We start from the raw sequence: 19,907 nt of genomic DNA, 5'->3' as shown, positions 1-19,907 counted from the left end.
GTGTGACCATCGGACGGACAGGGCCAGACTTCCCAATTCGGCGTGCAGGAGAGTTTCGGTGAACCGGATGCTTTGGTTCTGGCTGGTGATCGGCTGGATCGGTTTTGCAATTTTACCCTGGTATCAGCAGGAATACGGGTTCTGGACCCTGGAATGGCTGTATGACGGCTATCCGATGTATGGCGATTATTCGCCTGCGATCCTGCAAGCGACCTTCCATCAAAAATTCTGGCTGTTGCCGATTGCGGCATTTCTGCTGGCACCACTCGCACTGGCGCGCGCCGGGCGCGATCATCCGCATTATGCCCGTATCCTGATTTCATGCGGGCTGGGTGGCTTGGTCTATCTGGTCGGGCAGGGCTTTTTTGTCGGTATTTCCGGCTGGGGATTTGGCTGGCTTGATGCGATATTCGGCCCGCTTGATGTCCGGCAATATGGCCTTGGCTATGGCGCGATGTTTACCGCGGCCTGCCTGCTTGTAATGCTTTGCACCGGTCTTGCCGCGGCGGGGGCGATGCGGGGCGATGTGTTTGTCACATCCGCCATCGGGACGGTTATTGCGCTTGTCGGGTTGTTTGTATTCTTTCCGGTTGCGCGCATTTTCATCGGATCGTTTGTCGATATTGATGGCAACCTTTCAGGTGTGGCCTTTATCCGCAATTTCTTTGACGACAGCATCTGGGGGCTGGGCTGCCTTGCCGGGGGTGTTTGCGGGGTTGCGTGGAATACGGCGTTTCTGGCGGTTCTGACCGCTGTTTCAACCACTTTGCTGGGGCTTTCATTTGCGCTTGTCGTGACGCGGACCGGGTTCCGGTTCAAAAAGCCGCTTCGGGTTTTGACGGTACTGCCGATCATTACCCCGCCATTCGTGATTGGTCTGGCATTGATCCTTCTTTTTGGCAGGTCGGGGGCTGTTACGCAGTTCTTTGCTGATCTGCTCGGGGTGGAGGCAGGGCGCTGGCTTTATGGCCTCCCTGGAATCTGGCTGGCACAGACCCTGTCCTTCACCCCGATTTCTTTTCTGGTGCTGATCGGTGTGGTTGAAGGTGTCAGCCCGTCGATGGAAGAAGCATCGCAAACCCTGCGGGCCGGGCGTTGGCAGACATTCGTTAATGTGTCGCTGCCACTGATGCGGCCCGGTTTGGCCAATGCCTTTTTGCTGGCTTTCATTGAAAGCATGGCCGATTTCGGCAACCCGATGGTCCTGGGCGGCAATTACGAAGTGCTGTCGACCGAGATATTCTTTGCCATTGTCGGTGCACAGAACGATGCCGGGCGTGCTGCCGTTCTGGCGATGATCTTGCTGTTCTTCACACTTTCGGCCTTTGCCGCACAGCGTTTCTGGCTGGGCAAGAAATCCTATGCCACGGTGTCGGGCAAGGCCGATAACGGGGCGCATGTCGGGCTTAATCCCGGTATGCGGCTGGCGTGCTATTTCACCGCCATTCCGTGGGCGATCTTTACGGTCGTGCTGTATGGCATGATTTTCTATGGTAGTTTTGTCAAACGCTGGGGCTTTGATAACAGCCTGACGTTCGATAATTACGGCGATGCGTTCGGTGTCGGCTGGAGCGAGCATGGCATCGTTTGGGCCGGCGCGGCATGGGACAGTTTCTGGACCACGTTAAACATCTCGGCGATTGCGGCACCCCTGACCGCAGCGGTCGGGCTGACGACGGCCTATCTGTTGGTGCGGCAGAACTTCCGGGGCAAAAGTGCGTTTGAATTTGGCACGATGTTAAGCTTTGCCATCCCCGGCACTGTGATTGGTGTCAGTTATATTCTGGCGTTTAACGTGCCGCCGTTCGAATTGACCGGAACGGGTGTGATCCTTGTGATCTGCTTTATCTTCCGCAATATGCCGGTCGGGGTGCGCGGCGGGATTGCCGCCATGAGCCAGCTTGACAAAAGCCTTGATGAAGCATCCCTGACGCTTGGGGCCAACAGCTTTACCACGTTCCGTCGTGTGATCCTGCCGCTTCTGCGCCCGGCGATTGTTGCGGCACTGGTTTACAGCTTTGTGCGTGCGATCACGTCGGTCAGTGCGGTGATCTTCTTGGTCAGTGCGGACCACAATATGGCGACATCCTATATCATCGGGCTTGTGGAAAACGGGCGATACGGCGTTGCGATTGCCTATTGCAGTGTCCTGATCCTTGTCATGCTGACCGCGATCCTTGTTGTGAACGGCCTGATCGGGCAACGGCGTTTGCGCCGCGAGGACCGGGTTGAGGCAACACCGGACAAGTCAGCGACAGGAAATCTGAGAGAGAAGCATTCATGAAACTGAAAACGCGTGCGGGTTCGGTCGTATTCGACAATGTCACCAAGACCTATGGTCACGGGGCAGTTACCGCGATCGACAATGTGTCTTTCACCATCAATCCGGGCGAGCTTGTCACCCTTCTGGGGCCAAGCGGCTGTGGAAAGACCACGACCCTTCGGATGATTGCCGGGCTTGAACATGCGACAAATGGCCGTATCCTGATTGGGGGCAAGGACGTCACACAGCTTCCGGCGACGGACCGTGATGTCAGCATGGTGTTTCAGTCCTATGCGCTGTTTCCGCATATGACGGTGGCCGAAAATGTTGCCTATGGGCTGAGTGTCACCGGCGTTGCCAAGGTCGAGGCCCGGGAAAAGGCCGAGGAAGGTTTGAATCTTGTCGGTTTGGGCGGTTACGGCAGTCGCCTGCCATCCGAGCTTTCGGGCGGGCAGCAGCAAAGGGTTGCGGTGGCGCGTGCGCTGGTGCTGGAACCCGAAGTTCTGTTGCTTGATGAGCCGTTATCAAACCTTGATGCCAAGCTTCGCCGTCATGTGCGGACCGAAATCCGCGATTTGCAGCAGAAACTTGGCCTGACGGCGGTTTATGTGACGCACGATCAGGAAGAAGCATTGGCGGTGTCGGACCGGATCATTGTGATGAACCGGGCGGTGATCGCGCAGCAGGGCACGCCACGCGAATTATATGAACAGCCGCAATCGGAATTTATCGCCGACTTTATCGGTGATGCCAATCTGGTCGATGGCGAGATCGTCAATATCGATGGCAATCACGCCCGCGTCGATATCGGGGGTGCGCAATGCAATTTGCGTCATCGCGGGCAGGCAAAGGGACCGGTCCGGGTTGCCGTGCGGCCCGATGCGGTGCAACTGACCGGATTGGCGGCGATTGCGGGTGATGCGCATGTCATTGAAACGTCGCTAAAAGGTCACATTACGCATGCAGCCTATCTTGGTAGTCAGATGCAGTATTCCGTGGCAACCCCGATTGGCGAGCTGTTTGTGATCGATCACCGGATCGATACACCGATCATCGCGGGCGAAGAGGTTGCCATCGGCTTTTCTGAACGCGGCATGGCCGTCGTTTCGGCAGAATAATCGATCAACAACAAAACTGTTTCAGGCAGGGACAAAGTGGAAAAAGCATTCTCGGGAATTGATATCGAGGCACGGTTTGAACATGCGCGCGACGTGATCCGCGAGGCGGGTAAACGCGCCATGGAATATTATGAAGGCGACGCTGCCGATCTTGCGATTGAAACCAAAACCAACGCGCTTGATATGGTGAGCATTGCGGACAAAAACGTCGAGGCAATCATTCGCGACCGGATCGGTGATGCCTTTCCCGAGGATGGGTTCCTTGGTGAGGAAATGGGCATCGAGAAGGGTGACAATGACTGCCTTTGGGTGATTGACCCGATCGATGGCACGGCGTGTTTCGTCAATCAGATGCCGACATGGTGCATTTCAGTCGCTCTTATGATCGGCAAGGAAGCCGTCATTGGCCTGATTTATCATCCGTGCAATGACGAGCTTTTCAGTGCGGTCATCGGCGACGGAGCGCGTGTGAATGGCGAACCGGTCAAGGCCAGCAATGCCAAACGGGTCAGCGATGGCGTGATGGGGATCGGCATGTCACATCGCCTGCCCAGTAGCTCGATCGTGCCGGTGATCGGCCAGTTGCTGGACGAGGAAGGCATGTTCATCCGCAACGGATCATGCGCGTTGATGATGGCCTATGCCAGTGCCGGGCGTCTGATCGGTTATTACGAGCCGCATATCAATCCGTGGGATTGCATGGCCGGGATTGTCCTGATGCGTGAGGCGGGCGGCTGGTGCAATGATTTTCTTGATCTGCCCGATGTGCTTGAAAATGGCGGGCCGATATTGGCCGCCGGGCCCAATGTTGCCAAACATCTGGCGGATATGATCGGGATTTCGTATCGGGGCTGATTACACCTGATTAAGCAATATTGAATGCATGATGACCGGTGCCGGGGTTTAGCCCCCTGTGCCGGTCAGTTGCTGTTTGCGTTCAGACAGCATGCGGTAATCAAGGCGTGCGAGTTCATGGTTGATGGCCTTGATATCCAGCGGCTTGGTGCAATGGGCATCCATGCCCGCCTCGCGAAATTCGGCCAGATTGTCGTTTGACGTGTCGGCGGTCAGGGCCAGAACCGGGATGGTTGCCTTGACCGGGTCGGCAAATTTGCGGATCTGGCGGGTGGCTTCGATCCCGTCCATGACCGGCATATGCACATCCATCAGAACCGCGTCGAAATCCTGTTCCTGCAACAGGTTGAGGGCTTCCTGCCCGTTGGTGGCAACACTGATTTCATGGCCCTGCTGTTCAAGCAGTTTCTGGGCGAGAATGCGGTTGATCTGGATATCTTCGACCAGAAGAAGTTTGCGCCCCAATACGCGCGGCTTGTCCGGATCGGCAAGGCCGAGCTGACTGTCGTCTTCGGCGTCGCTGCCGAGTTTTGGCGCATCCGTCAGCGGCAGGTTCAGGTCAAACCAGAAGGTGCTGCCCCTGCCCTCGGTGCTTTTGACATCAATCGTGCCGCCCATCGCAAGGATCATTTTCTGACAGATGGCAAGGCCAAGACCGGTACCGCCAAAGCGGCGCGTTGTCGATGTGTCGACCTGTGTGAAGGCCTCGAAGATCGAGCGTAATTTGTCGGCGGGGATGCCGATCCCCTCGTCGCGCACAGCAATGCGGAATGCCATGCGACCGTTGGCAATTTCCTGCGGGGTTGCGATGACATGGATATCGCCAGACCGGCTGAACTTGATCGCGTTGGAAACGAAATTGGTCAGCACCTGCTTGATGCGGACCGGGTCGCCGGTTACCCATCGCGGCATATCGGCCGGGATTTCAAGATGCAGGCGGTTATCCTGATTGCGTGCCGGAACCATCATCATGGAAACGACTTCCTCGCATATCGCGTGGATGTCGGTCGGGACTTCTTCAAGGACAAGTTTGCCCGCCTCGATCTTTGACAGATCAAGAACATCCCCGATCAGAGACAGAACATGCCGCCCGGCACCGTTGATCGTGGAGAGGTAATTGCGGACGGTTTCGGAGGGTTCGTGTTTGTCGATCCCGTCGCGGGCGAGTTGGGCGTAGCCCAGGATCGAGGTCATTGGCGATCTGAATTCGTGGCTCATATGGGCGATGAATTCGGATTTTGCACGGTCGGCCTGCTGCGCCTGATTCATCGCGTTTTCGGCTTCCTGCCGGGCATTTTCAAGTTCCAGGGTACGCTGATAGACCAGATCGACAATCCGCCTTTCCGTCCGGGTCAACGAGCGCAGATAAACCATCAAAAGGATGCTGATGGTCGCACCGAACACAAAGATCGCCCAGGGCTGCCAGTATAAAAGCCCGTTCAGGCGTGCCCCGGGGCCGTGCAGGACAATCGTCCAGTCACGGAAACCAAAGGTAAAGGTCGATACTTTGGGGTTGTAGCCTGCCGTGATTTCGTCCGCGATGTGGCTCATCGCGTAGTCGGGTCTGCGGTTGGAATAGATCAGTTGATGACCTGCGGGTGCATCCAGATCGGCCAGATGGATTTCAAAATCCGATGGCAGGCGCGCAATGCGTGCCGCGCGCGTGATCATGTTTGTCAGGCGCAGCACACCCACGGCAAGACCAAGCGGTGCCGCGCCGGGATTGCGCCGGTTCGGGACATTCAGAAAGGCAAGGGCTGTGACCTCGGACGAGGCGGACTGAACCAGTTTGACCGGCTCGGTCAGGGTAATGTTGCCGGTACGGATGGCGGTTTGCAGGGCACGATTGCGGATTTCCTCGCTTGAAAGGTCAAAGCCGATCACGTTTTCATTGCCGGATCGCGGAAAGATATAGAAAACCGGGAAATAGGCATCGCGTTCCGGTGCCGGTTGCATTTGGCCATCGACCAGACTGCGGATTTCAAAATTTTCAACCCCGCGCAGCGATGCGTTTTCCTCGATCAGGGCACGGGCGCGGCCTTCGATATAGGGTACCCATTCCAGCGCCCCGACACCCGCGCGCCGTTCCACCCACGGGCCGATCATGGCGTTAAATGTGTGGAATGACACGTCACCATGCACGTCAAACAGGGTGCGAACCGCAATCAGGCTGTCGGTGGCACGGCCGAGTTCCTCGCGAAGGGATGCTTCGAACGCGCGGCGATATTGTTCGGTCTGGGCATCGGTGGCCTCGTTGATCTGACCGAACGTGTACCACGCCGCCAGCCCGGATATTGAAAACCCCAGCAGACCGACAATCAGCGCAAGATTGCGGCGCAGCCGGTGAATATCGTTTGAAATCCTGCCGTCGCGGGTGCGCGAGGTGACGATGTTGATTTTTTCGATCCCCGCACCCAGCAACAGGGTGCCGATGGTGACCACGATGACATAGCTGTAAAGGTTTGCCAGCCCGACATTCATATTGATGTTGAGAAACGTGCTTTCGCCCATTGCGGCAAAAACCACGATATCAATCACGACAAGGGCATTGACCAGTGCCGCGCCAAGCAGCCCGAACCGGATGGCCCCCCACAAGACAAAGGGCAGGGAGACAAAGATGAACAGATATTCTGGCTTGGCGATCAGCGGCGTGGTTTGCACGGCAGATGAAACAATGATAGTTGCGACGCAGACAAAGGCAAGTTCGGCATAATAGGCCAAGCCGTTTGCGCGCCATTTCTGATGGATCAGGCGCAGGACCAGCGGCCCGATCACCAGTGCCCCCACCAGATCGCCAAGCCACCAGCCGTGCCAGATGGTGGTGAACTGATCGAAATTTCCGATTACCGTCAGGCTGAGGCTGAGCGTGCCACAAAGGGCGGCAAGTGCCGGGCCGCCGATCCCGCCGATGGCAATCAGGCCAAATATGCCGCGCGCGGACAGAAGGGGTGTCTTGCTGCAAAATCTGACGATCAGAAGCGATGAAAGGGTCGCGGCCAGAGTATTGCCGGTCGCGATCAGAATGGCCGTTTCCGGCGGCGCGGATGTTGTCAGATTGACAAGAAGTGCGCCGAGAAATACCGCCGGAAAATACCGCCATCCCCACGCAACCAGGGCGCCCAACGCAATCCCGGATGGGGCCCAGATCAGGGTGACGCTGCTGCCGTAAAAGGGAAACTGCAACCCGGCATAACCGAAAACGAAATAGGTTAGCGTGATCGCCGCAAAGCGGATGATATGAACAGGGCCCAGACGCAAATTCGATCCTTCCCGGGGTTGGGGCGCTATTGCTTCAGATGGGAAATCATACGCAAAAAGGAATATCCCAACCGCATTGTTTCAGATCGATTATCACGCAAATTCCCCGATGCACCATCCCCATTTGAGGAGATTGCAAAGGGTGGGGTGCTTTTACTGGCTGACCCAAAGGACGCGCGCGATCCAGTCGATGTCGCGGGCCTCGACATAGCGGTCTTCATAAGCCGGGTTGAGCGATTTGAGTTCAACCCCCATCGCCCCGCGGCGGACCAGTTCCTTGGCCATGACTTCGCCCGATGTGGTTTTCAGAACCACGCGATCCTGCGGGCGGATATTTGATGCCGGGGAGACGACAATCAGATCGCCATCGCGAAAGACCGGGGCCATGGAATCGCCTGCAATCCGAAGGCCATAGGCGGTCGGATCGTGCAGGGCGGGAAAGGTGATGTCTTCCCATGCGCCGCCGACCGGATAACCGGCATCATCAAAAAAGCCGCGATTTCCGGCCTGGGCAAAGCCGATGACCGGCACGCGCCCGGCCCCGTTGCCATCGACAAGCTGGGCGAATTCCTGAAAGGTAACATTGGCGACCGACAGCACCTTTGAAATGCTTTCGGTTGAGGGCCAGCGTGGCTTTCCCTGATTTGTCGTGCGTTTGGACCGGTTGAATGTGGTGGGGTCAAGCTGCGCCAAACGGGCCAGTCCGGAGGGGGACAGCCCGTTATCTTCGGCGATCTTGTCAAGCGCGCCCCATATCTGTTCTTGCCGGATCATGCGTCATCCTAGCAGGATGAAAGGGCGACCGAAAAGGAACAAATTCCTTTCATGCACGAAAGTCGAACCAAAATCGCGAAGCACCTGAAAAGGGTATCGACCCCGGCAATGGATGCCGGGGTTTTGTGTTTCGCAGAGGGGCTTAAGCCGTGGCGTCATGCACCGGAACGTCTTTCGATGATTTCAGCAGATCGATGCTGTGGATGCAGTCGGCTTTGGCTTTGTAGCCCTCGCTGCTCATCGCGATTTTAAGGCCGTTGCGCGCGATATAGGTCCAGCGCCATTCGCCTTTCTTGTCCTTGTAAAGCTCGTAACGCGGGGACGGGGGATTTGCCATGGGAGACTCCTGACTGTCAGTGGATCGGCATGCAGTGGACCGCATGGCCGGTGATGGAAAACTGCCCGGTCGGGCATCCCCGGTCAGGCATCCATGAAGACAGATCAGAAGCGGTTTTGTGATGAAACGGGGCAGGAAGGGCGCGGGATTAGCGCAGAAGTGCAATCCCGTCATCATGGCCCGCCAGCAGGATCACATCCTTTTTCGACGGTGCCTTGCATTTCGTGGCCGGGCGAAGGGCGAGCAGGGAGGTCGCAATTTTCTGCGCGCCGGGGGAGAGGAAAAACGCATCATCCGGCCCCAGTTCGCGCGAGCAGAAAAGGGCGGCGTCACGCGGTTTTTTGGCGGCAATGAACAGCTTTTCAAACGCATCGACAAAATCGGTCGATACTCCCATTGCTTCCTGTTCCGTCATTTTGATGCTGGCCCAGCTCATGGGAGTCTCTCGTCTGGTTGTGGATATCGGTAAGGCCATTATTCATCCGGTGACCGCCAAGTCGAGCATTTTTGCGGCTGTTCGGGTAATAGGAAATTAATCCTTTACAATGAGAACAAAAAGGGATTATAGCTTGTGGATCAACACCGGAAGTGCATCCGGAAATAGCTTTGATGCGGTCAGAATGGCGGAAAACGGCATATAAGCCGGGTTTTGCACGTATCACGTTGGCAATCTTTACATATCCGGCAATTGGCGGTTTTGCGCAGTCGATGATGCGCAAAAGGGGAGATTTGCACGCTTTTTCGGGGTGTTGATGCGAGACAGGCAGATCAGCAGGAGGGCGAAATGAGTGAACAGAGACTTTTTCCCAAGCCGATAGCGGACCGCGTGACGACCCCGTTTTCCAGCGCCATGCAGGCGTGGTTCTGGTTTGTGCGGTGCCAGGCGTCACGGATCGAAGGGGCGCGTGTGGTGGCGGATGCCAGCGACGTTGTGCGCCCGTGCGACCCGGATGATATTTATAACGCGGTCATGCGGTTACGGCGTGAAAATGTGCTGGATGACCGGCATTTGCAGGTGATCGAATATTACGGGCTGGTGGAACGCACGCCCGATCCGCGCGATGGGCGTGAAAAGCCGAAATATGATCTTTGGTGCGATGCGATGGCGGCCTTGGAGGATGTGCTGATTGCGCGTGATATTGTCCTTCCGGGGGCCGAGGATGCCTTTCACCATCCCGAGAAAATGATCAAAATGACGGGGGAATTGCCGCCATGCAGACTTTGACCCGAGAGGCGATCACATCTGCTTTGGCGGCGGCGAAACAGCCCGCATATGCGGGTGCAAATCCGCCAACCGAACCCGTCATGCGCGATGTGCTTGTGGTGTTTGCCGATGCGCCTGAAAAGCGGCTTTTGCGGTGGCTGAAACCCGGTTTCCGGCATTGTTTCGTGCTGATGTCGGGCGGACGTGCCGGGGAGTGGATCTGCCTTGATCCGCAAAGCCACAGGATCGCGTGCGATGTCTGGCATTATTCGGTTCTGTTCGACCCCGAAGCCCATTACCGGGCGCGCGGATTTGACTGCATCTGGGTCAGTTATCCGGCGGAAGTGCCAAGGCGGGTGCGATTGGGCGCGTTTACCTGTGTCGAGTTCGTCAAACGGTTGCTGGGCATTTCCGGGTTCTGGATCGTGACGCCGCATCAACTTTTTTGCGCGATAAAACGTGCGGAAACAAAGGCTTATGGTGGGAGAGTGTTTTTTTCTGAAAAATGTTCTTGATTTGTTCTTTTTCTTGTGCCATAAGGGAGAAGTCAACACCACAATTGCGCCCGCATCGCTTCACCGCGTTGCGGGCGTTTTTGTTTTCAGCCCCGGCTTGGGGCTTTTTTGTTTTAGGGCTCCGGTTTGGGGCATTTGGTTTTTCAGGTCCCGTCTATGGGATGAGGCAGAGGGAGGCAAAGGGGCATCATGGGCAGTCTGTTTTCGACACCAAAACCAGCAGCGCCACCGCCAATTGCCACCAGTCCGTCCGCAAATCCGCCGTCCGTCGATGACGTGGAAAGTGCGGCAGAAGCGGCACGACGGGCGCGGTCCGAGGCACTGGAGCGGCGACGCTATGGCCGGGCCGGTCTGATCGGTACGGGGTTTCGCGGGTTGCTTTCGGACCGGATCGACCGTGCGGCGGGCGGCAAAAATCTTTTGGGGGACTAGGCGATGACAGAACGGCAGAACCGCAAAGCGCACCCGGTCCGCCCGGCGCGGAAGACGGGTGTGGCGGCAAAGCGTCCGACGTCTGATCGGGCCGTCACCGATGGGGCGGCGGGCAACGGCGCGGAGACGCGGCGTGGTGATGGTCTGGTTGGAGCTGGCCGGGTTGGGGGGACTGGCCGGACGGGAACGGACAAGGCCGAAGCCAGGCCGGAGGATGTCCGCCTGTCGAGAGCAGACCAGACGGCGGCGGGACTTGGCCGGATGGCGAAGGAGCCGGTGGGCCGTCTTGGTGCTGGTGCGGGTGCGGGGGCGAGAGCCGGGGCACGCAGCAATGCCGGAACCAAAACCGTGACGATTGCGATTGCCGATTTGCGGGCCCGGTTTCGGGCGGCGATGGGGCAGAAGCGCGGTTGGATGCGCCATTGGCAGGAATGTTATGAATTCGCCCTGCCGCAACGCAACGGGGCGAGCGAGCAGCCGGGAGCATCCGGCGGGGTGTCTGGTGGGGAAAAGAAGTTTGATCGGGTGTTTGATGCCACGGCCCCGGATGCGGTCGAGCAGCTTGCGGCCAGCCTGATGGCGGAAATCACCCCGCCGATGGGCGGCTGGTTCACGTTTGAGCCGGGCGGCAATGTAGCGGATGCGGATCGGGACATTCTGACCGCGCGGCTGGCACGGGCCGCGAGCATTTTGCAGGGGCATTTTGACCGGTCCAATTTTGCGGTCGAGATGCATCAGGCGTTTCTTGATCTGGTGACGGCGGGGACGGCCTGCCTTCGACTTGAAGCGGATGATTTCCTAAGCCCGTCGGCGTTTCGGTTTGGCGCGGTGCCGCTGCGTGAACTGGCGTTCGAGGAACGCAGTGACGGCAGAATGGATGCGGTGTTTCGCAAGCTGTCGCTGAGCCGGGACGAGATTGCAAGGCAATGGCCAGACGCGCGGTTGCCCGATAGGGATCGGGATGAGGGGCAGAGCCCGAAACGATACGCGGTGGTCGAGGCGGTTCTGCCCGATCCGGGGGCGTTTGGCGGTTATCAGCTTTGCGTGTTTTTTGAGGATGGGGGGCGGGTTTCGGGTGGTCTGGCCGGCGAAGATGGGGTGATCCATCGGGACCGGTTTGACGTGTCGCCCTATATCGCGTTTCGCTGGATGAAGGCACCGGGCGAGGTTTATGGCAGGTCGCCGGTGATGAAGGCGCTGCCGGATATCAAGACGGCGAACAAGGTGGTGGAGCTGGTGCTTAAAAACGCATCCATCGCGGTGACCGGCATCTGGCAGGCCGATGATGACGGGGTTCTGAACCCGGCGGCGATCCGGCTTGTACCGGGAAGCATCATCCCGAAGGCGGTGGGCTCGGCGGGGTTAACGCCACTTGATGCGCCGGGGCGGTTTGATGTTTCCGATCTGGTGCTGTCGGATTTGCGTGATCGTATCCGACGGTGCCTTCTGGCTGATCGGCTGGGGCAAAGTGACCAGCCCGGCATGACCGCGACCGAGGTTCTCGAACGGGCATCGGAAAATGCCCGGTTGCTGGGGGCGACTTATGGGCGGTTACAGGCGGAACTGCTTTATCCGCTTATTCGCCGGGCGATCCATATTCTGGTGCGGCGCGGCGAGTTGCCCGACATGCCGCTTGACGGTGATGTCGTGCAGTTGCGCCATAGCGCGCCGCTGGCGCAGTTGCCCAAACGGGTGCAGGCCGGGCAGGCGATGGATTGGTTATCAAGGATTGCGACGCTGGGGCCGGAGGCGCTGGGCGAAGTCGATATGCCGCACATGGTCCGCTGGCTTGCCGATCAGTTCGGGGTGCCGGACCATTTGCTCAGGCCGATGATGCCGGTTTCGCCGCCGGTCGAGCCATCACTTGAGGCGGGCGTTATGGAGGATGCGGTATGAGTGGCTGGGACTGGTTTGACGGCTTGGCCGCCGACGACGAAACCGAAGAGGTGGATCGGGTGCATTGGCGGCAATGTTTTGGCACGAGCGCGGGGCAGAAGGTTCTGGCGGAGCTTGAACGCAGCATCCTTCGAACCGCGTTTGGCCCGCAAAGCCCGGATCGTGCGATCTGGATGCGTGAAGGGCAGCGGGCGCTTGTTTTGCAGATGGCGCGGCTTGCAAGGGGCAGCGTAAACGGAGGCGCGGCGGATAATAAGGGATGACAGGCCTGTGCCTTGGCGGAGATCAATTTTGTTGAGGAGCATGCGGCACGATGGACTCCCGCGTTCGCGGGAGTGACGGGGAGAGTGGAGTGACCTTTGCCTTCAACCGTCATGCCCGCGAACGCGGGCATCCAGACTTGGTGCCGCATCGACGATGGGGAGTGTGCGGCGCGAGGGAGTGACGGCGTCATTTGCCTGACCGTCCAGACCTTGCCGCCCCGCGCAGCGTTAATCAGGAAAAATCGTATTTTTATGAACAGTAATCCGGCAGCGAAGCGGCTGCGCGGAGAGGGGAGAGTGTATCATGACCATTGAGCAGAACCTGACGCGGTCAGAAGCCGGGCAGGGGGCGGAAGATAATCTGTTGCGTCCGGCCGATGTGGCAGGCGGTGTAACTGAGGTGTTGGAAGATTTGGCAGGGGGCGGGGTTTTGGATGTCGGTGCCTTGCCGGAAGGTGAGGTTGATGTCGATGAAGCCATCACGGCCATTGATCCGGCGAGCATTCCCGAAACGCCTGAGGGATATGAGATTACCGTTGATGACGTGTTGGGGGCGGTTGATCCGGCGGTGAATGCGCGGTTGCATGAAGCGGGATTTAGCGGGGCGCAGGCGCAGCTTGTTTATGATCTGGCGGCCGAGGTGATCGGGCCGTTAGTTGGCGAGGTCGAGGTCGCAGGCAAACGTGCCGCGGATCGGGCCGCCCTGGCGGCCGAGTTTGGCGGGGTGGAGAACTGGAAGCGATTGGCCCCCCGGATTGAGAAATGGGGGCGCGAGAACCTGCCCGAGGCGGCGTTTGAGGTTCTGTGTCAAACGGCAGATGGGGTGCGCAGCATTCATCGGTTGATGAGTGGCGGGACGGAGCCGGGATTGAGTGCCGGACGGCCAAGCGATGCGACGGGTGACCTGCGCCATGATATTCGGGCGAAAATGAATGATCCGCGATACTGGCGCGACCGTGATCCGGCGATGGTGGCCGAGGTGCAGGCAGGTTTTGACCGCCTGCATGGCATTTCCTAGTTCACCTGATAGCGGCCATCGGTTTTCTGGACTTCGGGGGGGATGCGGGTGCGCTCGAACGCTGCGTAAACGTCATAAAGCCCGGGGGCCGGGACGCTGGCGAAGGCGTCTTCGGTAAGGGTCACGGCATCATCCATGTTCTGGCGTTTTTCAAAGACGTGGACCGGTACCTGTGCCTGACCGGCGCGAAGGGCTGTGTCGATCAGCATATAGACCGGCTCGATATCGCCGTTTTCAAGGGCGATGCCGCCCGTGCCCTCGCAATTGCCGCGAAGGGCGGGTTGGGCGGTTTGGGCCTGTTGCTCGATATCCTCGGGTGTACCCGATGTTAACGGTGTCAGGGCGATTTCAAGGTGATACGGGCTGTTGGGGGCAAGGTCGTCGCGCGTGACATGGTAAACGCCAAGATCGGCAGCATTGCCGATGGTGGCACTATCGGCACCGGTGGAGTTTCCATCGCCGTCACTGGCGTGGGTAATGGCATCGGCATCACAGAAATTATAGCGGGTAAACAGGCGGTAACGGTTGTTTGCCTTGAGCCAGACTTCGATATCGCGATCTGCATTGAAGACGCGCACGAAAACCGGTGCGCCAATTGCCAGATCGGCGTTGGACAGTTCGGCTTCGAGATCGGGGAGAACCCGGTTGCGGATATTTTCCGCGCCAAACCCGGCAAGGGCCGAAACCCGGCTGGTGAAATCGTTGAAATAGCCGGGAACAGGGGTATAGGGCAGCAGGGTATAACCCGCTGCCCCAATCCCGATCAGGGCGATGGTGGCAAACAGTTTTGCGCGCAACGCAAACTCCAGATCATCAATTTTGCAACAGGTCCGGCCAAACCGGACAGGTGTTCGAAACCGGCCGAGCAGGCGAGGTTCCGAACGACAACACCAAACCACTCAACCATGACCGCAAGATGACCGGTTCGGGGTGCAAATAAGGCGGAATTGCCTGATTTGCAGCGCTGTCGGGCTGTTTCATCGCCACGGTGGTCGGAAAATTGTTTTAGGGCAGAAGGATACAAAACCAATGAGCGTGACAATCGATAAAAGCTTTGTCGATCATTTCCAGGCCGATGTGCATCAGGCCTATCAGCGGATGGGATCGAAGCTTCGCAATACGGTGCGGGTCAAAAACAGTGTGAAGGGGGCCAGCACGGTTTTCCAGAAAGTTGGCAAGGGCAAGGCCACCACCAAGGCACGCCATGGCAAGGTGCCGGTGATGAATGCCGAACATGAGGCGGTGCGCTGTGACCTTCGCGATTATTATGCCGGTGACTGGGTCGATGCGCTGGACGAGCTTAAGACCAATCACGATGAAAAGATGGTTCTGGCCAATGCCGGTGCCTATGCGCTGGGTCGCAAGACCGATGATCTGATCATCAATGCACTGGCAAGCAGCGAGGACCTTATTGATCACAATGAGACCGGCCTGACCCTTGGCAAGGTGATGGCAGCCTTTGAAGGCATGGGCAACCGCGATGTGCCCGATGACGGCCAGCGTTATGCGATTGTCGGCTGGAAACAGTGGTCCGAATTGCTGCAGATCCCGGAATTTTCCAATGCCGATTATGTCGGCGATGATGACCTTCCATGGAAGGGGACGCAGGCCAAACGCTGGCTTGGTACGCTGTGGATGCCGCATTCCGGGCTTCCGGTGGCGGAAGGCATCCGGTCATGCTTCTGGTATCACAGAACCGCCATTGGCCATGCGATTGGGGCGGATGTGCAGTCCGACATTACCTGGCACGGCGACCATGCGGCACATTTCGTCAACAATTCCATGAGCCAGGGGGCGGTGCTTGTTGATGATGCCGGGGTGAGCTGCATCCGGGCCAAAGAGTAAGCCGCGGCTTCTGACGATTTTCCATACAGATAACGGAGACCAAAATGGCAGAAGGTTTTAAAGCCAGAAACCTGAGTGTTCTGGCCTATGCCAACGGCTTTACGCTTTGGCATTACATCACCCCGGATTTCGCCGCCGATGTCGATACGGCGGGTTACTTTGCCGATGCACGCGACATGCTGCGGGTTGGTGACATCATCATCGCCAATACCAACCGCGATGCCACCATGTCAGGCGGATTGTTCGTCGTGGCGAGTTCGGGGGCTTTGGGTGTTGATGTCCGCGATATGACGGCGATTGGCAGTTCGAATACGGACTGATCCGGGCCGCCCGGCCAGGTTTTGGCGGTTTTACCAACAGATTTTTACGTTTTTCCTCGACCCGTTTCTGCCCCGGCAGGAGCGGTTTTTTTATGTCCAACATTTTATGTCCAACAAAGGAGAATGCCCATGCAGGGTTCCAAACCAGTCGAATGCGAAGTTCTTAACGTTATCCAGGCGGCAGGTATCTGGCCGGATTGTGATGACAAAACGCAGCTTTTGCAGGCGATCAATACGCTGATTTCGGGTGGCGGCAATGGTGGTGGCGGTGGTGCGACACCGCTTGGCACGGTACTGCCGTTTGCCGGTGCGACGGCACCGGAGGGCTTCATGCTGTGCGATGGCACCGAACTTCTCGCAAGCGAGCATGCCGATCTGTTTGCCGTGATCGGTACGGTTTATGGCGAAGGCGAAGCGCCGGGCAGCTTCAAGCTTCCTGATCTGCGGGGGCGTACCGCGATTGGTGCCGGTCAGGGTGTTGATCTGAGCGATCGTGTGCTCGGTGCTATGGCCGGGGCAGAAACCCATCAGCTTACGGTTGATGAGATGCCGAGCCATAATCACACGCAGAATGTTCGAAATGATGTTGCTGGTGCAGGTAGTCGAAATGGTCTTGCAGGGAGCCCTCCGCACGCGACAGTGGACGGTTTCCTCAATGCGACCGGCGGCGATCAGCCCCACAACAACATGCAGCCTTTCGTGGTGCTGAACTACATCATCAAGGTCTGATTTTACTCAATTCCTTCGACCCGGCAGCATTCCGCTGCCGGGTTTTCTTTTATCCAAAACGGAGAATATCCATGCAGTGTAATACACCGGTTGCCAGCGAAGTTCTGAATGTTGTTCTGGCGGCCAATATCGCGCCGGATCGTCAGGATGACACCCAGCTTTTGCAGGCGATCAATACCCTGATTGCCAATGGTGGTTCGGGCGGTAACGGCGGCAATGGCGGCGGTTCCGGTGCCGAAATCGGCTCTGTCACCGCCTTTGCCATGCCGACCCCGCCGGAAGGCTGGCTGGTCTGTGACGGTTCGGCGGTTTCGCGGACCGACTATGCTGATCTTTATGCCGTGATTGGTACCGTCTGGGGTCATGGGGATCAGATTGCCACCTTTAACCTGCCCGATCTTCGCGGCGAGTTTGTTCGTGGTTTTGATGCCGGGCGTGGTGTGGATGCGGATCGTGTGTTCGCGTCATATCAGGATGATGAAACGAAAGCCCATTCTCATTCAAATAATGGGCAAACCGGTGTCATAAACACCTACGGTGATACACATCCTTATCGTCTGGCTCTTGCCGGTTCGGGCACTTTTGCCGCAGGGGAGACTGGCGAGTTTGGAGGAGTGGAAACTCGTCCGCGTAACATCGCCATGACCTATGCGATCAAGGCGTTTTATCCGGTTGCCTGATCGGGTTTCGCCTTTCGAATAACGCACTTTTCTATTGCCCCGGTAGCGCAGGTTGCCGGGGTTTCTTTTGATCTGAATGAAAGGACTTCACATGTGTAACTGTAACAAGATTACGATCTGCACCGAATTCGATCCGGCCCAGATTGCCGGCATTCAGGTACCGATTGCGTCCATCCATGCCTTTGCCACCCTGACCGTTCCGGACGGCTATCTGGTCTGTGATGGTGCTGCTGTTTCGCGCACCGACTATGCCGATCTGTTTGCGGCACTCGGCACCGTATGGGGTGCAGGTGACGGCACCACGACTTTCAACATTCCTGACCTTCGCGGCGAGTTCATTCGCGGTTTTGATGCCGGGCGCGGCGTGGATGCAGGGCGTGTATTCGCTTCGTTGCAGGAAGATGAGTTCAAATCACATTCACATACTAATATCGCAACAGGAGTGAATTCTGTCAGTGGCTCGTTTGGATATCTTGCCGGGAATGGTGAAGGTGCGACTGGGGTATCAGGTGGTGCCGAAACCCGTCCGCGCAACGTTGCGGTGACCTATGCGATCAAGGCGTTTTATCCGGTGGCGGCTTCGGCCTGATATCTGACGGATGAATGATGGGCGGGGTCCGGGTTTCCGGGCCCCGCTTTTACCTGTTGCACGAAGGACTGGATTCCCGCCTGCGCGGGAATGACGGCAGGGAAAAGCTCCTTTCCCCGTCACTCCCGCGAAAGCGGGAGTCTATCGTGCCGCATCCTTAAAACCGGCGCTAAGCCTGCCGTCCGATGGTTTTACTGCGCCCCTTTTTCCGCCAGATATCTGGTGACCTGGGCGGCGGCGCGGGCGCGTTGTTCGTAGGTAACGGAGGGTGCAGCGACTTCGATCCAGGTTTTGGCTTCGACATGATCGCGCGCAGCCGCGATGGAAAGATAGTACCAGGCAAGTTCGAGGTCTTCGGTGGTGTATTCGCCGTAATAATGCATCCGGCCCATGGCGGCAAAACCGTTGGTATCGTCAAGTTCGACGGCCTTCTGATACCAGGCAATTGCGCCTGCCGGGTCTTCGGGGCCGCCGATGCCGTATTCGAGGAAATGGCCGTAATAGTAAGGGGCATCGGGATCGCCGTTTTCAGCGGCGAGCTTCATCCACTTCCGGGCCAGCACCGGATCGGGTTCAATCCCCTCGGCACCGGACTGGTAGATGGCGGAGAGGTTGTATTGGGCATAGGCGTCGCCGTCGGAGGCGGCTTTTTCATACCATTCGCGTGCGCGGGGGATGCTGACATCGACCCCGATGCCATGCAGATAGCAATCGGCCAGATTGACCATGGCAGACACATCGCCCAGATCGGCGGCGCGTCGATAGTGATAGGCGGCTTCGGTGGCGTCGGGGGCAACGCCCGATCCATTGAGATACATGATGCCAATCAGGTTGATCGCGCCGGCATGGTTATGATCCGCCGCCTTGCGGGCCAGTTCCATCGCACGGGTGAAATCCTGCGGCACGCCATCGCCATGATAGGCGGCCAGCGCGTCGGCAAAGAGCGGTTCGGATGCGGTGGCCGGGGCTGAAACAGGAGCAGGAGCAGCAGGAGCCGGTTCGATCACGATGGATCTGGAGGATGTAAAGCGTTCGGTTATCGTGCCGTTGGCATCCATGGTCCGGTTGGTGAAGGGGCAGGGTTCTGATGCCGGGTAGGTCGTAATCGCATCGCCGTCGGCCAGAACCGCGATGGCCGGGGCGTAACCCTGTTTGGCAGCGCAATTGTACCAGCCTTCGGCTTCTTCGAAGGCATCAAAGAAAAGGAATTGTCCTTCGAGATATTCGGCCAGAGCGAACTGTGCGGCGGGATCGCCATTCATGGCGCGGGCACGCAGGGCGTCTTCATCGCCATCGTAGCTGTTTGCGGTGTCGGAAGTGTCTGGTGCGTTTTGCTTCTGGTCGGCGGTGTAACCGGCCCCGGTGTAATAGCATTCGCCGGTTTCGCTGATATTGAAATTGGCGTTGATGTTTTGCAGCTGATCAATGGCGGGCTGGTCGCCCTGCAGGGCAGCGCATTCAAGCAGGCGGGTGATGGTGAAGTGTTCATCATCGTCAATGTGGCCGTCCTCGGCATAGTCGTAGGACAGTATGGCGCCCAGTATGCGCTGGGCCTCGGCATCGCCTGCGTAGGACTTGCGCCAGTATTCCCGGATCAGGGGATCGTCATCGGTGTTCTGGGCGATTTCCGCAGCAGGTGCCGGAATGGATGCCAAGGCCGGGGCCAGTTCAGACAGGCCCAAAGTGCCCGCGAAAACAAGTGATGCGATATACGGGAACCGGGACATTGGTGCTCCATTCAAATTGCCCGGCCCTGTCACGGTCGGTTGATACGGATTTTGACAATATTTCAACGATATCGGCAACCGGGA

Annotated in this window: 20 protein-coding genes; 14 read left to right on the top strand and 6 right to left on the bottom strand. The window is 57.9% G+C overall.

What is annotated here, in order from left to right; genetic code table 11:
• The first annotated feature begins 67 nt into the window (after positions 1-67).
• The 3 genes from AUP42_RS16875 to AUP42_RS16865 are packed head-to-tail and all read left to right on the top strand — an operon-like array spanning position 68 to position 4,236.
• Complete coding sequence (locus tag AUP42_RS16875; protein WP_062952749.1) at positions 68-2,284, top strand: ABC transporter permease; 2,217 nt, start codon at positions 68-70, stop codon at positions 2,282-2,284.
• Complete coding sequence (locus tag AUP42_RS16870; RefSeq protein ID WP_062952748.1) at positions 2,281-3,381, top strand: ABC transporter ATP-binding protein; 1,101 nt, start codon at positions 2,281-2,283, stop codon at positions 3,379-3,381. The genes AUP42_RS16875 and AUP42_RS16870 overlap by 4 nt, the downstream gene beginning before the upstream one ends.
• A 36-nt stretch (positions 3,382-3,417) precedes the next feature.
• Positions 3,418-4,236: an inositol monophosphatase family protein gene (locus AUP42_RS16865; RefSeq protein ID WP_062952747.1), complete on the top strand. Its 819-nt coding sequence runs from the start codon at positions 3,418-3,420 to the stop codon at positions 4,234-4,236.
• Positions 4,237-4,284: 48 nt separating this feature from the next.
• On the opposite strand, the gene AUP42_RS16860 is transcribed toward AUP42_RS16865, so the two are convergent.
• The 4 genes from AUP42_RS16860 to AUP42_RS16845 all read right to left on the bottom strand — a co-directional run bounded on the left by AUP42_RS16860 (position 4,285) and on the right by AUP42_RS16845 (position 9,041).
• Positions 4,285-7,494, bottom strand: coding sequence for a CHASE domain-containing protein (locus tag AUP42_RS16860; protein ID WP_231858324.1), 3,210 nt, complete (start codon positions 7,492-7,494; stop codon positions 4,285-4,287).
• Positions 7,495-7,647: 153 nt separating this feature from the next.
• Complete coding sequence (locus AUP42_RS16855) at positions 7,648-8,268, bottom strand: LexA family transcriptional regulator (RefSeq protein WP_062952746.1); 621 nt, start codon at positions 8,266-8,268, stop codon at positions 7,648-7,650.
• Between the two features lie 142 nt (positions 8,269-8,410).
• A complete protein-coding gene (locus AUP42_RS16850) occupies positions 8,411-8,605 on the bottom strand; it encodes a YegP family protein (protein WP_062952745.1) in 195 nt (64 codons plus the stop codon).
• A 148-nt stretch (positions 8,606-8,753) separates the two neighbouring features.
• Positions 8,754-9,041: a hypothetical protein gene (locus tag AUP42_RS16845; protein WP_062952744.1), complete on the bottom strand. Its 288-nt coding sequence runs from the start codon at positions 9,039-9,041 to the stop codon at positions 8,754-8,756.
• A 348-nt stretch (positions 9,042-9,389) separates the two neighbouring features.
• On the opposite strand from AUP42_RS16845, the gene AUP42_RS16840 reads away from it, so the two are divergent.
• From AUP42_RS16840 to AUP42_RS16815, 6 genes are all read left to right on the top strand, one after another.
• Positions 9,390-9,830 carry a hypothetical protein gene (locus AUP42_RS16840; protein ID WP_062952743.1) on the top strand — a complete coding sequence of 147 codons (441 nt, stop codon included), beginning with the start codon at positions 9,390-9,392 and terminating at the stop codon, positions 9,828-9,830.
• Positions 9,818-10,324, top strand: coding sequence for a hypothetical protein (locus AUP42_RS16835; RefSeq protein WP_062952742.1), 507 nt, complete (start codon positions 9,818-9,820; stop codon positions 10,322-10,324). Before AUP42_RS16840 ends, AUP42_RS16835 begins: the two co-directional genes overlap by 13 nt.
• Before the next feature lie 189 nt (positions 10,325-10,513).
• Positions 10,514-10,756, top strand: coding sequence for a hypothetical protein (locus AUP42_RS16830; RefSeq protein ID WP_062952741.1), 243 nt, complete (start codon positions 10,514-10,516; stop codon positions 10,754-10,756).
• 3 nt (positions 10,757-10,759) lie between these two features.
• Positions 10,760-12,652 carry a portal protein gene (locus tag AUP42_RS16825; RefSeq protein ID WP_062952740.1) on the top strand — a complete coding sequence of 631 codons (1,893 nt, stop codon included), beginning with the start codon at positions 10,760-10,762 and terminating at the stop codon, positions 12,650-12,652.
• Complete coding sequence (locus AUP42_RS16820) at positions 12,649-12,915, top strand: hypothetical protein (protein WP_062952739.1); 267 nt, start codon at positions 12,649-12,651, stop codon at positions 12,913-12,915. The genes AUP42_RS16825 and AUP42_RS16820 overlap by 4 nt, the downstream gene beginning before the upstream one ends.
• A gap of 304 nt (positions 12,916-13,219) precedes the next feature.
• A complete protein-coding gene (locus tag AUP42_RS16815; protein ID WP_062952738.1) occupies positions 13,220-13,933 on the top strand; it encodes a capsid assembly protein in 714 nt (237 codons plus the stop codon).
• On the opposite strand, the gene AUP42_RS16810 is transcribed toward AUP42_RS16815, so the two are convergent.
• Complete coding sequence (locus AUP42_RS16810; RefSeq protein ID WP_062952737.1) at positions 13,930-14,730, bottom strand: hypothetical protein; 801 nt, start codon at positions 14,728-14,730, stop codon at positions 13,930-13,932. The two genes, AUP42_RS16815 and AUP42_RS16810, sit on opposite strands and share 4 nt — an antisense overlap.
• A 232-nt stretch (positions 14,731-14,962) precedes the next feature.
• Here AUP42_RS16810 and AUP42_RS16805 point away from each other — a divergent pair, with 232 nt between their 5' ends.
• The 5 genes from AUP42_RS16805 to AUP42_RS16785 all read left to right on the top strand — a co-directional run bounded on the left by AUP42_RS16805 (position 14,963) and on the right by AUP42_RS16785 (position 18,096).
• Positions 14,963-15,778, top strand: coding sequence for a phage capsid protein (locus AUP42_RS16805; RefSeq protein ID WP_062952736.1), 816 nt, complete (start codon positions 14,963-14,965; stop codon positions 15,776-15,778).
• 44 nt (positions 15,779-15,822) lie between these two features.
• Positions 15,823-16,098: a hypothetical protein gene (locus AUP42_RS16800; RefSeq protein WP_037991859.1), complete on the top strand. Its 276-nt coding sequence runs from the start codon at positions 15,823-15,825 to the stop codon at positions 16,096-16,098.
• 129 nt (positions 16,099-16,227) lie between these two features.
• Positions 16,228-16,827: a phage tail protein gene (locus tag AUP42_RS16795; RefSeq protein ID WP_062952735.1), complete on the top strand. Its 600-nt coding sequence runs from the start codon at positions 16,228-16,230 to the stop codon at positions 16,825-16,827.
• Between the two features lie 71 nt (positions 16,828-16,898).
• Positions 16,899-17,507 (top strand): tail fiber protein, encoded by a 609-nt coding sequence (locus AUP42_RS16790; protein WP_062952734.1) that lies wholly within the window; start codon positions 16,899-16,901, stop codon positions 17,505-17,507.
• A 91-nt stretch (positions 17,508-17,598) separates the two neighbouring features.
• The gene (locus AUP42_RS16785) at positions 17,599-18,096 is read left to right on the top strand and encodes a phage tail protein (RefSeq protein ID WP_062952733.1); all 498 of its coding nucleotides are present in this window, start codon (positions 17,599-17,601) and stop codon (positions 18,094-18,096) included.
• A 191-nt stretch (positions 18,097-18,287) separates the two neighbouring features.
• On the opposite strand, the gene AUP42_RS16780 is transcribed toward AUP42_RS16785, so the two are convergent.
• Positions 18,288-19,823 (bottom strand): tetratricopeptide repeat protein, encoded by a 1,536-nt coding sequence (locus tag AUP42_RS16780; RefSeq protein WP_062952732.1) that lies wholly within the window; start codon positions 19,821-19,823, stop codon positions 18,288-18,290.
• Positions 19,824-19,907 lie beyond the last annotated feature (84 nt).

Origin of the sequence: Thalassospira lucentensis, from assembly GCF_001613805.1 — a bacterium.
Lineage (GTDB): Bacteria > Pseudomonadota > Alphaproteobacteria > Rhodospirillales > Thalassospiraceae > Thalassospira > Thalassospira lucentensis_A.
Note: the sequence above shows the minus strand (reverse complement) of the source record. Positions and strands in the feature narration are given on the sequence as shown.

Excerpts from the sequence above, each read along its gene's own strand:
- AUP42_RS16840 (WP_062952743.1), top strand. The coding sequence starts at position 9,390 with ATGAGTGAACAGAGACTTTTTCCCAAGCCGATAGCGGACCGCGTGACG.
- AUP42_RS16800 (WP_037991859.1), top strand. The coding sequence starts at position 15,823 with ATGGCAGAAGGTTTTAAAGCCAGAAACCTGAGTGTTCTGGCCTATGCC.
- AUP42_RS16805 (WP_062952736.1), top strand. The coding sequence starts at position 14,963 with ATGAGCGTGACAATCGATAAAAGCTTTGTCGATCATTTCCAGGCCGAT.
- AUP42_RS16875 (WP_062952749.1), top strand. The coding sequence starts at position 68 with ATGCTTTGGTTCTGGCTGGTGATCGGCTGGATCGGTTTTGCAATTTTA.
- AUP42_RS16790 (WP_062952734.1), top strand. The coding sequence starts at position 16,899 with ATGCAGTGTAATACACCGGTTGCCAGCGAAGTTCTGAATGTTGTTCTG.
- AUP42_RS16815 (WP_062952738.1), top strand. The coding sequence starts at position 13,220 with ATGACCATTGAGCAGAACCTGACGCGGTCAGAAGCCGGGCAGGGGGCG.
- AUP42_RS16835 (WP_062952742.1), top strand. The coding sequence starts at position 9,818 with ATGCAGACTTTGACCCGAGAGGCGATCACATCTGCTTTGGCGGCGGCG.
- AUP42_RS16850 (WP_062952745.1), bottom strand. The coding sequence starts at position 8,605 with ATGGCAAATCCCCCGTCCCCGCGTTACGAGCTTTACAAGGACAAGAAA.
- AUP42_RS16825 (WP_062952740.1), top strand. The coding sequence starts at position 10,760 with ATGACAGAACGGCAGAACCGCAAAGCGCACCCGGTCCGCCCGGCGCGG.
- AUP42_RS16785 (WP_062952733.1), top strand. The coding sequence starts at position 17,599 with ATGTGTAACTGTAACAAGATTACGATCTGCACCGAATTCGATCCGGCC.
- AUP42_RS16780 (WP_062952732.1), bottom strand. The coding sequence starts at position 19,823 with ATGTCCCGGTTCCCGTATATCGCATCACTTGTTTTCGCGGGCACTTTG.
- AUP42_RS16870 (WP_062952748.1), top strand. The coding sequence starts at position 2,281 with ATGAAACTGAAAACGCGTGCGGGTTCGGTCGTATTCGACAATGTCACC.
- AUP42_RS16855 (WP_062952746.1), bottom strand. The coding sequence starts at position 8,268 with ATGATCCGGCAAGAACAGATATGGGGCGCGCTTGACAAGATCGCCGAA.
- AUP42_RS16830 (WP_062952741.1), top strand. The coding sequence starts at position 10,514 with ATGGGCAGTCTGTTTTCGACACCAAAACCAGCAGCGCCACCGCCAATT.
- AUP42_RS16845 (WP_062952744.1), bottom strand. The coding sequence starts at position 9,041 with ATGAGCTGGGCCAGCATCAAAATGACGGAACAGGAAGCAATGGGAGTA.
- AUP42_RS16795 (WP_062952735.1), top strand. The coding sequence starts at position 16,228 with ATGCAGGGTTCCAAACCAGTCGAATGCGAAGTTCTTAACGTTATCCAG.
- AUP42_RS16820 (WP_062952739.1), top strand. The coding sequence starts at position 12,649 with ATGAGTGGCTGGGACTGGTTTGACGGCTTGGCCGCCGACGACGAAACC.